The 14,627-nt window shown below is 58.7% G+C and carries 16 protein-coding genes; 5 read left to right on the top strand and 11 right to left on the bottom strand.

Features of this window, described 5'->3' with window-relative positions; genetic code table 11:
* Positions 1 to 4 precede the first annotated feature (4 nt).
* Together gmk and nadD are read left to right on the top strand one after the other, a co-directional pair.
* Positions 5 to 571 carry a guanylate kinase gene (gene gmk / locus Q9S52_RS01580; RefSeq protein ID WP_297625692.1) on the top strand — a complete coding sequence of 189 codons (567 nt, stop codon included), beginning with the start codon at positions 5 to 7 and terminating at the stop codon, positions 569 to 571.
* Positions 568 to 1,332, top strand: coding sequence for a nicotinate (nicotinamide) nucleotide adenylyltransferase (gene nadD, locus Q9S52_RS01575; RefSeq protein ID WP_304707944.1), 765 nt, complete (start codon positions 568 to 570; stop codon positions 1,330 to 1,332). The genes gmk and nadD overlap by 4 nt, the downstream gene beginning before the upstream one ends.
* Before the next feature lie 62 nt (positions 1,333 to 1,394).
* Here the strand turns inward: nadD and Q9S52_RS01570 are convergent, their stop codons facing one another.
* From Q9S52_RS01570 to Q9S52_RS01535, 8 genes are read right to left on the bottom strand one after another with little or no spacing between them, the layout of a single operon-like run.
* Positions 1,395 to 1,874, bottom strand: coding sequence for a lipocalin family protein (locus Q9S52_RS01570; RefSeq protein ID WP_304707943.1), 480 nt, complete (start codon positions 1,872 to 1,874; stop codon positions 1,395 to 1,397).
* 56 nt (positions 1,875 to 1,930) lie between these two features.
* Entirely contained in the window at positions 1,931 to 3,712 is a 1,782-nt protein-coding gene (locus tag Q9S52_RS01565; RefSeq protein WP_304707942.1) for an aminopeptidase P family protein, read from the bottom strand.
* Positions 3,713 to 3,716: 4 nt separating this feature from the next.
* Positions 3,717 to 5,810 carry a S46 family peptidase gene (locus Q9S52_RS01560; protein WP_304707941.1) on the bottom strand — a complete coding sequence of 698 codons (2,094 nt, stop codon included), beginning with the start codon at positions 5,808 to 5,810 and terminating at the stop codon, positions 3,717 to 3,719.
* Entirely contained in the window at positions 5,807 to 6,427 is a 621-nt protein-coding gene (locus tag Q9S52_RS01555) for a Maf family nucleotide pyrophosphatase (protein WP_304707940.1), read from the bottom strand. The genes Q9S52_RS01560 and Q9S52_RS01555 overlap by 4 nt, the downstream gene beginning before the upstream one ends.
* Positions 6,428 to 6,441: 14 nt before the next feature.
* On the bottom strand, positions 6,442 to 7,080 hold the full coding sequence (locus tag Q9S52_RS01550) for a fumarylacetoacetate hydrolase family protein (protein ID WP_304707939.1): 639 nt from the start codon (positions 7,078 to 7,080) through the stop codon (positions 6,442 to 6,444).
* Entirely contained in the window at positions 7,077 to 8,249 is a 1,173-nt protein-coding gene (gene lpxB, locus Q9S52_RS01545; protein WP_304707938.1) for a lipid-A-disaccharide synthase, read from the bottom strand. The genes Q9S52_RS01550 and lpxB overlap by 4 nt, the downstream gene beginning before the upstream one ends.
* Before the next feature lie 9 nt (positions 8,250 to 8,258).
* The gene (trmD, locus tag Q9S52_RS01540; protein ID WP_300727217.1) at positions 8,259 to 8,939 is read right to left on the bottom strand and encodes a tRNA (guanosine(37)-N1)-methyltransferase TrmD; all 681 of its coding nucleotides are present in this window, start codon (positions 8,937 to 8,939) and stop codon (positions 8,259 to 8,261) included.
* 19 nt (positions 8,940 to 8,958) lie between these two features.
* Positions 8,959 to 9,618, bottom strand: a complete 660-nt coding sequence (locus Q9S52_RS01535; protein WP_304707937.1) for an MBL fold metallo-hydrolase — start codon at positions 9,616 to 9,618, stop codon at positions 8,959 to 8,961.
* A gap of 87 nt (positions 9,619 to 9,705) precedes the next feature.
* On the opposite strand from Q9S52_RS01535, the gene rlmD reads away from it, so the two are divergent.
* From rlmD to Q9S52_RS01520, 3 genes are read left to right on the top strand one after another with little or no spacing between them, the layout of a single operon-like run.
* A complete protein-coding gene (gene rlmD / locus Q9S52_RS01530; protein ID WP_297625726.1) occupies positions 9,706 to 11,115 on the top strand; it encodes a 23S rRNA (uracil(1939)-C(5))-methyltransferase RlmD in 1,410 nt (469 codons plus the stop codon).
* Between the two features lie 14 nt (positions 11,116 to 11,129).
* Positions 11,130 to 11,786, top strand: coding sequence for a tRNA (5-methylaminomethyl-2-thiouridine)(34)-methyltransferase MnmD (gene mnmD / locus Q9S52_RS01525; RefSeq protein WP_297625729.1), 657 nt, complete (start codon positions 11,130 to 11,132; stop codon positions 11,784 to 11,786).
* Positions 11,787 to 11,801: 15 nt separating this feature from the next.
* Complete coding sequence (locus Q9S52_RS01520) at positions 11,802 to 12,209, top strand: cytidine deaminase (RefSeq protein WP_304707935.1); 408 nt, start codon at positions 11,802 to 11,804, stop codon at positions 12,207 to 12,209.
* Between the two features lie 41 nt (positions 12,210 to 12,250).
* On the opposite strand, the gene Q9S52_RS01515 is transcribed toward Q9S52_RS01520, so the two are convergent.
* The 3 genes from Q9S52_RS01515 to Q9S52_RS01505 form a co-directional block, all read right to left on the bottom strand.
* Positions 12,251 to 12,472 (bottom strand): hypothetical protein, encoded by a 222-nt coding sequence (locus Q9S52_RS01515; RefSeq protein ID WP_297625735.1) that lies wholly within the window; start codon positions 12,470 to 12,472, stop codon positions 12,251 to 12,253.
* Positions 12,462 to 13,184, bottom strand: a complete 723-nt coding sequence (locus Q9S52_RS01510) for an RluA family pseudouridine synthase (protein ID WP_304707933.1) — start codon at positions 13,182 to 13,184, stop codon at positions 12,462 to 12,464. Before Q9S52_RS01510 ends, Q9S52_RS01515 begins: the two co-directional genes overlap by 11 nt.
* Positions 13,185 to 13,671: 487 nt before the next feature.
* Entirely contained in the window at positions 13,672 to 14,616 is a 945-nt protein-coding gene (locus Q9S52_RS01505) for a ribose-phosphate pyrophosphokinase (RefSeq protein WP_304707997.1), read from the bottom strand.
* Between the last annotated feature and the right edge of the window lie 11 nt (positions 14,617 to 14,627).

The following is a 14,627-nucleotide window of genomic DNA, read 5'->3' as shown; positions in this document are numbered from 1 at the left end:
AGCTATGGGCAAAGTCTTGATATTCTCGGCACCGTCGGGATCGGGTAAAACGACGATCGTTCGGCACCTGTTGGAGCGCTTTCCGGAGCTGGAGTTTTCGATTTCGGCCACGTCGCGGGCGCCGCGGGGGGCGGAACGCGACGGGGTGGATTACTACTTTATGGACGACGCGGAGTTTCGGGCGCGGGTGGAACAAGGCGAGTTCGTGGAGTGGGAGGAGGTCTATGCCGGAACGTGTTACGGGACGTTGAGGGCCGAAATCGACCGGATTTGGGATCGGGAGCATGTGGTGGTCTTCGATGTCGATGTCGTGGGGGCGTTGAATATCAAAAAGTTGTTCGGCGATCAGGCTTTGTCAATCTTCATCATGCCGCCGTCGGTGGAGGTGTTGCGGGCCCGGTTGGAGGGGCGCGGTACCGACTCGCCGGAGGCGATCGAACGGCGGCTGGCCAAGGCGGAACAGGAGATCGCCTATGCGTCGAAATTCGACCGGGTGATTGTCAATGACGACCTGGAGACGGCTTATGCGGAGGCGCGGCGGGTGGTCGGCGATTTTCTGGCCGGGCGATGAGGCGGAGCGGAGAGAGGCGAATCGCGCTCCTGATGGGGTCGTTCAATCCGGTGCACGGCGGGCATCTGGCGGTGGCGCGGTATGTGTTGGAGCGGGAGCTGGCGGAGGAGGTGTGGATGGTGGTGTCGCCGCAGAATCCGTTGAAAAGTCCGGAGGAACTGGCTCCTTTTGAGGATCGGTTGGAGATGGTGCGGTTGGCTTTGGAGGAGATCGGCGAGGCGCGGCTCCGGGTTTGCGATGTGGAACGCGATCTGCCCTACCCTTTTTACACGATTCACACGATCGAGTATCTGCAACGTCTCTATCCGGATATGGTATTTACGATTCTGGCGGGCAGCGATATTGCCGCCCAGTTGCCGCGGTGGCATCGGTCGGAGGAGTTGCAGCGGCGGGTGCGTTTTCTGTTCTATCCGCGGGGCGGCGGGGCGGCGTCGCCGGAGATGGCGCAGGCACCGCAGTTCGAGATCGATTCCACATCGATTCGGCGGGCTTTGGCGGCGGGCGAAACGTTGGCCGAAGGGGTGGTGCCGGCAGTGGTGGAGGCTTATACCCGTGAACGGGGATTGTACGGGGCCGGAGTGTCGGCGGATTTCTATTTCGAACGGGGACGATCGTATTATCGACAGAATGATTTCGGTCGGGCGCTCAACGATTTCAACCGGGCGTTGGAGTTGGAGCCGGGGCATACGGCGGCGCGGGAGATGCGCGATATGACGGAGGCGATTTTCAACTTCCGGAATTTTGACCTCTATAATCCGTGAGGGATATTTTTGCTATAAAGCGGCGCGGGGACATTTCATGAATGAAATGTCCCCGCGGTTTTTTAGTATGGTGTCCGGTCGTTCTGTTCGGTGAAATGGAGTTTCGAGGTGTCGAAACCGCGTTGTCGTGCCACATCGAGCAGCTGTTGCGTCGTTTCTTGTGACAGTTGCGGTTGCCGGGAGAGAATCCACAGCGTTTTGTGCCGTTTACCCGCCACGAGGGCGTATTGGTAGTCCGGATCCAAGGCCAGAATGTAGTACGGTGCGTAGAAAGGCCCGAAGAAGGAGACTTTCAGAAAGCCCGGACGGACGGGGTCTTTCGGCGCTCCTAATTTCGCCTTGCCCTCTGCGGTGACTGTCGGGCCGTCGGGCGAACCGCGCCGACCGGTGTTCACGATTCGTATCTTGCCGTCCGACCGCAAACTGTATTCGGCGGTGACGGCATACATATCACGTTCGAACCGGTAGTCGAACCGGGCGATTTCGTACCATTTTCCTAAATAACGCTTCGGATCGAAGCCGGTAATTGTTTCGTATTCCATTGTTCGATAGTTTATTAAGGGTTTGTACCGAACGTCGGAAACATCAAGAAGCGTGCCTAAATCGGGCGGGTCTTCTCCGCCAACCAGGCGCGCTCCTCGGGCGTCAGCCGGGGTGAGAGTCGTTCATACACCGCGGCATGATACCGGTTCAGCCAGTCGCGCTGATCGGCGTCCAACGTCCCGATTTCGACAGCCCGCAGCGAGATGGGGCACAAGGTCAGCGGTTCGAACCGCAGAAAACCGGTCGGACACCCCTCTTCCGTCACCAGCGTCAGGTTTTCGATTCGTATCCCGTGCCTCCCCGTGAGGTATAATCCCGGTTCGCAACTCTGTACCATGCCCGGTTGCAAGGTCACTGGATTTTCGTTCATCCGGATCGACTGAGGCCCCTCGTGTACGCACAGGCAGTGCCCTACCCCATGCCCAGTCCCGTGCAGGTAGTTCTGCCCGGCTTTCCAAAGGTAACGGCGCGCCAGCACGTCCAACTGAGCGCCTCGTGTCCCGACCGGAAACTGCGCGGCGCTCAGGTCGATCATCCCCCGTAAAACGGCGGTATAATCCCTCTGCTGCTCCTCCGTGGGCGTGCTGAAATGATAGGTGCGCGTGATGTCGGTCGTCCCGAACGGGTATTGGCCGCCGCTGTCGATCAGCAGAAAACTGTCGGTGCCGATCGCCCGGTCGCTCTCCTCGGAGACGGCATAGTGTACGATTGCCCCGTGCGAACCATATCCGGCAATGGTTTCGAAACTTTCGCCGCGGAAATCGGGATCGGCTGTCCGAAAAGCGTGCAACCGGTCGGTGATCTCCCGTTCAGTAGGCCGTCCGCCCGCTTCGACCGTCTGTTCGAGCCACCGTTCGAACCGCACCAATGCCGCTCCGTCCACCTCCATGGCTCGTCGGAATCCGTCGATTTCGGTCGGATTCTTGACGGCTTTCAGCAGAGCGGTCGAGCTGTAAGGCGTTGTCTCCTCTTCGATTCGAGCTCCGGCAGCTTCCAAAGCGGCGTAATGAAACTGATCCAGCCCCTCCGGATGTACCACAACCGGTCGATTCGCCAGCGTAGCGAGGTAGGCGTCGAAAGCCTCGTAAGCCCGTACTTCCACCCCCTCGGCAGCCAATTGTTCCCGTTCCCGCGGGCCGAATCGTTCCGGTGCGGTGAAGAGCAGCGCGCGTTCCGGTTCGACCGACAGATAACTGATGACGAGCGGATTGTATTCGATATCTGTGCCCCTGATATTCAGTGTCCAGGCAATCTCGTCCAGCACGGCGACCAGCCGTACCGCCTCCTCTGGCTTTCCGTCGCCCAGTGCCCGGATGCGCTGCAGTTTCGAGCGGGTCGATTCGCCGCTGTATCGTTCCTCTAAAATCGTGGCCGGTTCGGCCGGAATGTCCGGTCTTCCGTCCCAAATCGTGTCGAACGGATCGGAGCAGTCGACCAAGGTCATTCCCCTCTCCGCTGCCTCGTCCGCCAGCCGCAGGAAAGCCCGGTGGCTGAACAAACGACCGTCGATGCCGATCCGCCGCACATCGGACTGTGCGGCCAGCCACTCCATCACCTCCGGTGTCCCGACCAGTCCCATCCGCTGGAGTTCGATACCGCTTCCGTCGAGCTGCGCCTCGGCTTGCAGAAAGTAGCGCGAATCGGTCCACAAGGCAGCTCCTTTCCGTGTTACGACCACCGTCCCCGCCGACCCGTCGAACCCGCTGATCCACGCCCGACAGGCCCAATGCGGAGCGACGTATTCGCTGAAATGAGGATCGTTCGACGGCACAATGAAAGCCTCGACCCCCTCCGCGGCCATCCACTCCCGCAGTTTTTCCAGACGACTCCGAATCATGTCTCTATTTCGCAAATTTCATTTCGTCCAACAGATAGCCCGCGCCGCCGACCCGGTCGATCAGGAACAGGGCGTAGCGGATATCCAGCGCGATGTTGCGGCAGACGACCGGATCGTACTCCAGGTCGGACATCGTCCCCTCCCAGCAGCGGTCGAAGTTCACGCCGATCAACTCGCCCCGGGCGTTCAGCACCGGGCTGCCCGAGTTGCCGCCCGTGGTGTGGTTCGTGGCGATGAAAGCCACCGGCACCGTCCCGTTCACCGCCCAACGGCCATAGTCTTTCGCCTCGTACAATTGCCGCAGCCGGGCCGGCACGTCGTAGTCGTAGATCTCCGGATTGTCCTTCTCCATCACCCCGTCGAGGGTCGAGAAGGGTTCGTAGCAGACCGCGTCCACCGGCCGGTAGCCGTCCACCTTGCCATAGGCGATGCGCAAGGTCGAGTTGGCGTCCGGATAGAACGCGTGTTCGCCCCGCCGCATCTCCATCATGCCCCGCATGTAGGTGCGGTATTCGCGGTCGATCTGTTTGTTCAGCGCCGCATAAGCCGGTTCGATTCGGTTTTTGTAGACCTCCGTGAAAGTCCGATAAGCTCCCACAGCGGTGTCGTTGTCGATAACATTGTGCATGGCAGTCGTATCTTCCGAGGCCAGCAGGCTGTTCACCCGGGATGAATCGGTAAAGAGGCTGGCGGCGAAAATCGCTGCCATATCCGTGGTTGCTCCGTTCGGCCGGAATCGTTCCGGAACGTTGCGGAGGTATTCGCTCATCAGCGCCCCCGCCGTCTCCCGGTCGATAGCCACGGAGTAGTCTTTGAAAAAGAGGTCGGCATCGTTCTGCAATCTGGCGAGTGTTTTCGGGGTCAAATCGTCGGCAAATTTCCCGGCGAACTTGAGCAGCTCGATGGCCAGAACGGCCTCCGCATGGTAGTCCCGCGCAAAGGCATACGGCTCCAGCGAGTCGTACAGCGCCGCCAGCCTCTGCGTGGTGCCCGCATATTCCGGCTTATCGGCCGCCCAGGCTTCGAATTTCGCTTCGAAGTCGCGTTTCTTATCGACCGTTCCCAAACGCTGCAACCCCTTCATCTCGCCCTGCCACTTTTTCCAGGCGTTCGACACGCTGGCGTTCTTCGCCGCATACTGGATCCGTACTTTCGGATCGGCCGCCTGCGCCCGGTTCATGATGTTCAGCCGCAGCGTCCGCAGGTTCACTTTGTGCGGATCGCTCTTCTCTTCGATGTAGCGCACGGCCTCGGAGTGCAGGTACTGGTAAGTCCGTCCCGGGAAGCCGTAGACGAAGGTGAAATCGCCGGGCCGCATCCCGCGCAGCGAGATGGTGAACGATTTTTTCGGCACGTAAGGTACATTCTCCGGCGAATATTTTGCCGGTTTGTTGTCCCGCCCCGCATAGACGCGGAAGATGGAGAAATCGCCCGTGTGCCGCGGCCACATCCAGTTGTCGGTATCGCCTCCGAACTTGCCCACCGCCGACGGCGGAGCGAAAACCAACCGCACGTCTTCGAACACTTCGTAGACGAAGAGAAAATATTGATTCCCATAATACAACGCCTCGACCGAAGCTTTGTAGTGATTCCCTTCGGTAGCCGTCCGGACGACGGCTTCTTTGTTGGCGTCGATTCTCTTTTGCCGTTCCGCTTCGCTCATCTCTGGGGTAACGCCGGCGAGAATCCGGTCGGTCACGTCGCTCATCTCGACCAGAAAGCTCACGACGAGGCCCGGATTGGGCAACTCTTCGTTGCGGTTCATGGCGGCGAAACCGTGGGTCAGGTAGTCGTGTTCCACGGAGCTGTGCTGCTGAATCTGTCCGTACCCGCAATGGTGGTTGGTGATCAGGAGCCCCTGATCGGAGATCAGTTCGCCGGTGCAGCCGCTGCCGAACCGCACGATGGCGTCTTTCAGGCTGGCCCGGTTCACGGCATACAAGTCCTGTGCCTTGAGCCGGAATCCCTTGGCGCGCATATCTTTGATGCGCCCCTGTTCGATCAGGCTCGGCAGCCACATCCCCTCGTCGGCCCGCACCGCAGAGCGGCCGCACAGCAGGAGGCCGCAGGTCAGAGCGAATAGAGTCGATTTTTTCATATCTCGTTCATGGATTTATGATTAGCACTGTATCGTGTCCGTATAAAGTCGGTCAGTTTCGTGTACAAAAGCCGCGTGGGCAGCCCCATGACGTTGTAGAACGATCCGTCGATGCGTTCGATGCCCACATAGCCGATCCACTCCTGAATGCCGTATGCCCCCGCCTTGTCGTACGGTCGGAAGGTGTCGACGTAAAAGGCGATTTCGTCCATAGAAAGCGTTCCGAACGTTACCGCCGTAGTCTCCGAAAAGGTGACTTGTGCCGCATGGTTCCGAATCGTTACGCCGGTCGTGACGTGGTGTGTGCCTCCCGACAAGGTATTCAGCATTTCGATAGCCGCCTGTCGGTCTTTCGGCTTGCCGAGCGCCCGTTCGCCGAGCAAAACGAGGGTGTCGGCCGTGATGAGTATCTGGTTCTCCTCCAGCGGCTTCGGATAGGCTTCCGATTTCAGTCGGGAGAGATAGCCCGGAACCTCCGCCAGCGGTAGCGAGGCGGGATAACGCTCTTCGACCGCATAAGCGTCAGCCACCCGAAACGGGATCGCCATCCCGGTCAATAACTCTCGCCGTCGCGGTGAACCGCTGGCGAGAATGATGTCTAAATCTTTGAATTCCACTCGATTTTTCGGTGTTATTTGATCTGGAAATCTAACATAGGGCGCCCTTCCAATTCCGCGGTAATCCGGTCGCCGATATGTACTTGTCCCACCCCGACCGGCGTTCCGGTGAAGAGCAGGTCGCCGATCCGCAGGGTGACGAACTGCGACACATAGGCAATGATCCGATCCACGCTGAAAATCATATCCCCCGTACATCCCGTCTGTTTCCGTTCGCTGTTCAAATCCATCGAGAAATGGATGTTTTGAATATCAGGCAATTCCGCCTTTGGTACAAAGACCGGCGCAATGGCCGCCGAGTGGTCGAATCCTTTGGCGATCTCCCACGGAAGCCCCTCGGTTTTGCACCGCCGTTGCAGGTCGCGGGCCGTGAAATCGATTCCCAGCCCCACCTCTTCGTAACAACGATGGGCGAACCGCTCTTCGATCCCCTTGCACAATCGGTTGATTCGCACCACCAACTCGCACTCGTATTGCACGTCCTGCGAAAAGTCGGGCAGGTAGAACGGATCGTTGTTCCGCAGCAGCGCCGTGTCCGGCTTGATGAAAAAGACCGGCTCCCGCGGGGCTTCCCGCGGCGTCTGTTCGTCCCACACCGACGGCAGCTCCCGGACGTGTTCCGAGTAGTTCATGCCGATACAGATAATCTTCATTTCGAATGATTTACGTGTAACAACCGTACCATCTCGTCCGCCACGCGCGCCGATGCTCCCGGCTCGCCCACCACCCGGCGCAACTCCCCGAAATCCTGCATGATCCGCTCGTGTTTCACCCCGCCCGGCAACACCGCACGCAACTCCGCTTCCGCCGTCTCCGGCGTAAAATCGGTCTGGATCAACTCGCGGATCGCTTCCCGGTCGAGGATCAGATTGACCAGCGAAATAAAGCGCAATCGTGCGCTCACCACCTTTTTCGCAATCCAGAAACTCACAGCCGATCCGCGGTAGCAGACTACCTCCGGAATCCCCAGCAAAGCCGTTTCGAGCGTCGCTGTCCCCGAGGTGACCAGCGCTGCCGCCGAACGGGCGATCGTTTCGTAAGTCCGGTCGCAGACGAACCGCACGTCGCTCCCCTCTAAATAGTTGTCGTACAGCGATCTGTCGAGCCACGAAACTCCCGTTACCACAAACTGATATTCCGGAAACCGTCGCGCCACGGCCACCATGGGCGGTAGGTTGTACCGAATCTCCGAAGCCCTGCTCCCCGCCACCAGCGCAATGATCGACCGCTCGTCCAAACCGTTCTCAGTCCGAAAAACCTTGTCGTTCTCCGGCGTCACCGCCGGCCGCCCGGCGATGGCGTCCATCAGCGGATTGCCCGCAAAGAAAGCCTCGATCCCATGTCGCCGGAAATAGTCGGTTTCGAACGGGAAAATGATGAAGAGCCGGTCGACATATCTCCGTAAATCCTTGACGCGCCGCTCTTTCCACGCCCAGACCTTCGGGGCGATGTAATAAAAGACCTTCGGCCTGTTGACACCTGTCGGCCAGAGATGCTCGTGGGCAAATTTCGCCATCCGCAGGTTGAAACCCGGATAATCTATGAGAATCAGCGTATCCGGACGGTAAGCCGCGATGTCTTCCCGGCAGAAACGCATCTGTCGACCGATCCGCCGCAGGTTCTTGAGCACCTCCCAAAAACCCATGATCGAAGCCTCTTTGTAGTGTTTGACCAGCTGTCCGCGGTTGCCCGCCGCTTCGACCATCTTGTCGCCGCCCCAGAAACGGAATTCGGCCTCCGGATCGGCCGCGAGCAGCCCCTTGATGAGGTTCGAGCCGTGCAAATCTCCGGACGCCTCGCCGGAGAGGATGTAATATTTCATGTCGTTCGGTTATTCGGTCTCCAACAGATCCGGCCTCAGCCGTTGTGTCCGCTCGAAAGCCTGATCTTCCTGCCACTTCGAAATCTCGGCGAAATTCCCGGACAGCAGTACGTCCGGCACTCGCCACCCGTTGAACTCCGCCGGGCGCGTATAAACCGGCGGTGCCAGCAGGTTGTCCTGGAAACTGTCCGTCAGGGCCGAACACTCGTCGCCGATCGCTCCCGGCAGAATCCGCACTACGCTGTCCGTAATGATCGCCGCCGCCAGCTCGCCGCCCGTCAGCACATAGTCCCCGATCGAAATCTCGCGCGTAATCAGATGCTCCCGCACCCGATAGTCCACCCCTTTGTAGTGTCCGCACAGGATGATCAGATTGCCTAAGGTAGATAACCGGTTGGCCTCCTGTTGGTTATAGGTCACCCCGTCCGGCGAGGTGTAAATGATTTCGTCGTACTCCCGTTCGGAGCGTAATTGTGTGATAATCTTATAGATCGGCTCTACCTTCATGACCATCCCCGCCTCGCCGCCGAACGGATAGTCATCCGCTGTGCGATGCTTGTCCTCACAGTAGTCCCGCAGGTTGTGGATGTGTATTTCGACCAGCCCCTTGTCCTGCGCCCGCTTGATGATCGATTCGCTCAGGGCGCCGTCCAACAGTTTGGGCAGCAGGGTGATAATATCAATTCTCATGCGTCGTGCGATCGCTTTTTTAGTTCACGTCGCCGCGCAACGCTTCGACGATGAACGGGTTGAACATCACTTCGTGCGCCACGGTACTGCCCGGCCCGTGTCCCGGAAAGATGCGGGTGTCGCCGCCCAGCGGAATCACCTGACTGATAATGCTCTCCATCAGGGTCGGATAGCTTCCGCCCGGCAAGTCCGTCCGACCGATGCTCTCTTTGAACAGCAGGTCGCCCGTCAGCAACAACTCTGCGTCCGGTACATGGATCGCGACGTGTCCCGGCGAGTGTCCCGGGGTCTGGAGGATACGGAGGGTGCTGTTCCCCACCGGAATGGTCTCGGTCTCCGCGAGGTCGACCTCCACCGTCGGAATCGGATCGACGTCGAAGCCCATATCGGCATAGCAGTGGGCCATCTCCAGAAGGGGCCGGTCGTTGCGATGCAGGGCGAAAGGAATCCCCCACTGCCGTTTGGCGAACTCCACGCCGCAGATATGATCCACATGGCCGTGCGTATTGATGGCCATCATAGGTCGCAGGTCGTTTTTTTCGATGAAAGCGGCGAGGGTCTGCCGTTCCTGTTCCGTCGAGCAGCCGACGTCGACGAGGACGCACTGTTTCGTCTCGTCGAACAGCACGTAGGTGTTTTCACCGAACGGGTTGAAGGTAAGGGTGGCCAGTTTGAGCATAAGGCGAGGAAGGTAAAGGGTTATCGCCTCCAAATTTACGAAATTTACCCGTATCTTTGCCTTTATACCGAAATCGAGCAATCATTTATGAAACCGAGAAAGAGCAAATATCCGCAGATCGAGGCGCTGGAGATCACCGATATAGCCGCCGAGGGAAAGTCGCTGGGAAAATATAACGATGTGGTGGTTTTCGTGCCCCATACGGTGCCGGGCGATGTGGTTCGCGTCCAGATCAACAACAAACGGCGGCGGTTTATGGAGGGGTATGTGCTGGATTTCGTGCAGTATTCGCCGCTTCGGGTCGAGCCTTTCTGCAAACATTACGGCGAGTGCGGGGGGTGCAAGTGGCAGGCGCTGCCCTACCCGATGCAGCTGGAGTACAAGCAGCGGCAGGTGGCCGACCAGCTTCGACGGCTGGGGGGGATCGAATTGCCGGAGCTTTCGCCGATCATCGGGTCGGAGAAGAGCGAATATTACCGGAATAAACTGGAATTCACCTTTTCGGATAAGCGGTGGGTGCCGCGGGCGGAGGTGGCCGAAGGGGCGGCGACGGGGGATGGCGATGCGCTGGGGTTCCATATCCCGGGGATGTTCGACAAGGTGCTGGACGTCGAGTGGTGTCACCTGCAACCGGAGCCTTCGAATGCCATTCGGTTGGAGGTCAAACGGTTCGCGCAGGAAAACGGGATGGAGTTTTACAACCTGCGGGAGCATCGGGGGTTGTTGCGGAATATCATTGTCCGGACTTCGACGACCGGCGAGGTGATGGTGACAGTGGTCTTTGCGCGGGAGGATGCGGCGGCCCGGACGGCTCTGTTGGAGCACTTGCGGGTGCGGTTTCCGGAGATTACTTCGCTCAATTATATCATCAATGAGAAACTGAACGATTCCATCGGGGATCAGGAGGTGTTCTGTTACTCTGGTAAGCCGTATATGGAGGAGCGGATGGAGAATCTGACCTTCCGGATCAATCCCAAGTCGTTCTACCAGACCAATTCGGAACAAGCGTATAATCTCTATAAGGTGGCGCGCGATTTTGCGGAGCTGACAGGCGATGAGGTGGTCTACGACCTCTATACGGGGACGGGGACGATCGCCAATTTTGTGGCGGCGAGGGCGAAACGGGTCGTCGGGATCGAATATGTGCCCGAGGCGATCGAGGATGCCAAACAGAATTCGGCGCTCAACGGGATCGGGAATACGCTGTTCTTCGCGGGGGATATGAAGGATGTGCTGAATGCGGAGTTCATTGCCGAACACGGGCGTCCGGACGTGATTATTCTCGATCCGCCGCGGGCGGGGATTCACGGCGATGTGGCGGCGACGATTCTGGCGGCGGCTCCGCGACGGATCGTCTACGTGAGCTGCAATCCGGCGACGCAGGCGCGCGATTTGGCGATTTTCGATTCGGCTTACCGGGTGACCCGGGTGCAGCCGGTGGATATGTTTCCGCACACGCACCATGTCGAGAATGTGGTGCAGTTGGTGCGGCGTTAATCGGGTGCGGCGCGATGGAGTTTTTGGAGACGGAAGACGGTTCGCTGACGGTGCGCCATCCGGTGCTGGGCGAGCTCTACCACTCGGATCGAGGCGCGGTGGGCGAGGCGGAGCATGTCTATATCCGGGCCGGATTCGAGGCGGTTCCCGCTCGGGAGCCGGCGGTGTTCGAGGTGGGTTTCGGAACGGGGCTCAATGCGTGGCTGACTTTGCAGCGGGCGGCGGAGACGGGGCGGCGGGTGGATTATCGGGCGATCGAGCTCTACCCGGTGGAGCGGGAGGATGCGGCGCGGCTGAATTATACGGATGATCCGCTTTTCCTGGAATTGCACGATGCGACGTGGGACGGGGCCCGGCACGAGGTGGGAGCGGGATGCGGGCTGACGAAGTATCGGGCGGATTTGCTGCGGTTCGATTTCGCGCCGTTGGCGGGGCGTTTCGATGTGATCTATTTCGATGCTTTCGCGCCGGATGCGCAACCGGAACTCTGGTCGGCGGAGGTGATGGAGCGGATGTTTTCGATTCTGAAGCCGGGCGGCGTGCTGGTGACCTATTCGGCCAAGGGGACGGTCAAACAGGCTTTGCGGACGGCCGGGTTCGAGGTGGTGCGGCTGCCGGGGGCATTGGGCAAACGGCATATGGTGCGGGCGGTGAAACCGTCGGTGGAATAAAAACGGATTTTTCTTATGGAAGACAAGGAATTGGTGGCAAGGGCGTTGGAGGCGGCGCAACGGGCATGGGCACCCTATTCCCGCTTTCGGGTGGGTGCGGCGGTGCTTTTGGAAGACGGCGGGGTCGTGTGCGGGAACAATCAGGAGAATCGGGCTTACCCTCTGGGAAGTTGTGCGGAGCGGGTGGCGGTGAATTATGCGCGGGCGACTTTTCCGGAGTTGCGGGTAGTGGCGATTGCGATCGCTTCGCCGGATTCGGAGGTTCCGGTGGCGCCGTGCGGCGGGTGTCGGGAGCTGCTTCTGGAGGCGGTGCGGGCACAGGGCGCGCAGGATATACGGGTGTTGATGGCGGATCGAACGGGGAATTCGGTTCGGGAGGCGATGGTGGCGGAATTGTTGCCTTTCGCTTTCGAACTCGAATAGCGGGAAAGAGGGCAGACACTCTTTCAGGGTCGCCGTCCTGTTTATTCCGAGAGGCACCGCAACTGAAAACCGTAGCCGCGGTTGTACGCGTCGCCGGGGTTGAGCCACGTCGTGTGGAAGTGCAAGAGCACGCCGTTAGTCCTGCTAAAGGAGGAAGACCAAATGTACCCACCGATGCCTACACCCCACAATGCGCCTTCGCTGCTGCCGCGGTGGCCCGGGGCGATTGTGATGATGGATTTTTCTCTGCTACTATTCCGCATTCGAGTTGGTCGCTCTCTCAAAAAAGGCCCACAGTGTATCGTCTGCCGGTGTCGGCGCTTCGACGGTAATCGTTTTGTGCGTGACCGGGTGTTCGAAACTCAGGCGTCTGGCCCACAAAGATATCCCGCCGTCTTTATTGGAGCGAGCCGCGCCGTATTTCAGGTCGCCTTTGATCGGGCAGCCGATCTTACTGAGTTGACACCGGATCTGGTGGTGCCGCCCGGTCAGCAGTTCGATCTCCAATAGATGATAGCGGTCGCCGGAGGCCAGGAGTTTGTATCGTAAAATCGCCTCTTTCGCCTCCCCTCTCAGCCGCTCCGGAACTGCCGTGAGCGTTTCGTAAGCCGTCGATTTGTTGGTCTTTCCGTTCCGAACGATGTAGTGTTTCAACTCTCCTGCCGCCGTGTTGCCGGAGGGGCGGTTTTCGATGATCGCCCAGTAGGTCTTTCGGAATTTCCGCTGTTTGAGCTGTTCGTTGAGTCGAACGAGGGCTTTCGAAGTCCGGGCCAGCAGTACGGCGCCTCCGACCGGTCGATCGATCCGGTGGACGACACCCAAAAAAACGGCTCCCGGCTTGGCGTATTTCACTTTGATATAATCCTTTACGGTCTCTTCCAGCGCGGGCCCTCCCGACTGGTCGGGCTGTACGAGCTCGCCGGGACGTTTGTTGACCACGATCACGTGGTTGTCTTCGTAAAGTACTTCTACCATAGTGTGAGAAAGATATAAAAATCCCGCCGGCCTTCCGGTCTACCAAATGGGGGCGAGTAGACCGAAAGCAAGTGCCGACGGGAAAAAATCATTCGTTTATTTGTATTTGCCCTGGAGGGGACTGTTCTTTTTGTGAACAAAAAGAACCAAAAAAACTTTAGACGGATGCTAACGCATCCTCCAGCTGCCGGCGGCCCGGTTCTCGGACTCTTCTTTGGGCCGGGGATTCTTCCGGGCGCGATAATGCGGGAATTACCCTAACGCGCCCGGAGAACCCCGACCCAAAAGCAGTCACAAAGACTGAGGACTGCGGAGCGTAAGGAGTAGCGTAGCTATCATAAAAGTTTACCTTAAGGTTTCCTCCTTGCGCCTCGGCCATTCAAGTAAACTTGATGGCAACTCGGCTGCTGCGTCGGTTTTGGTGCCGCTTTTTCCAAAAAGCGGCGGTTCCAGCCGGGTAGGTACAATTAAACCAAATACCGGATGTTTAGAAAATAAACATCGAACTGATCTCCTTGTAGTTGTACACCCGTTCCACCACATCGGCAAAGATATCCGCCACCGTCAAAACCTTGAACTTCGAGATATCTTTCCCCTCTTTCAGCGGAATAGTATCCGTCGTAATAATTTCATCCAGCGCACTCTCCGCAATCCGTTCATAAGCCGGCCCCGAGAGCACCGGATGGGTCACCACCGCCCGCACCGAAAGAGCGCCCATATTCTTCATCATATCCGCCGCTTTGGTAATCGTCCCGGCCGTGTCAATCATGTCGTCGAACAGAATGACATTCCGCCCCTTCACCTCTCCGATCGCCGTCATCTCGCTGACCACGTTCGGTTTCGACCGGTGCTTGTGGCAGATCACCATCGGAGCGCCCAAGTATTGTGCATAAGCGTTCGCCCGCTTCGACCCCCCGATATCCGGCGTCGCCACCGTCAGGTTTTTGATACAGAGGCTCTTGATATATGGCACGAAGACCCCGCTGGCATACAGGTGATCCACCGGCACATCGAAGAAACCCTGAATCTGGTCGGCATGCAAGTCCATCGTCATAATCCGGTCGACCCCCGCCGCATGCAACAGGTTGGCCACCAACTTAGCCCCGATCGAGACCCGCGGACGGTCTTTCCGATCCTGCCGGGCCCACCCGAAGTAAGGCATAATGGCCACCACGCGTTTCGCCGAAGCCCGCTTGGCGGCATCCACCATCAGCAACAGCTCCATCATATTATCCGCCGGCGGAAAGGTCGAGCAGACGACGAAGACGGTGCACCCGCGAATACTTTCGTCGTAGGCCGGTTGAAATTCGCCGTCGCTGAATTCCAGCACGACGGAGTTGCCGAGTTCCGATCCATGGTGTTTCGCGATTTTTTCGGCCAGATAGCGCGAGTTCCGGCAAGCGAAGAATTTGATTTTGGAGGATTCGCTCATGATCGTGTGCG

This window comes from uncultured Rikenella sp., assembly GCF_948810725.1.
Taxonomy (GTDB): Bacteria; Bacteroidota; Bacteroidia; order Bacteroidales; family Rikenellaceae; genus Rikenella.
The sequence above is the reverse complement of the archived record's forward strand: the minus strand, read 5'-3'. Positions and strand labels throughout refer to the sequence as shown.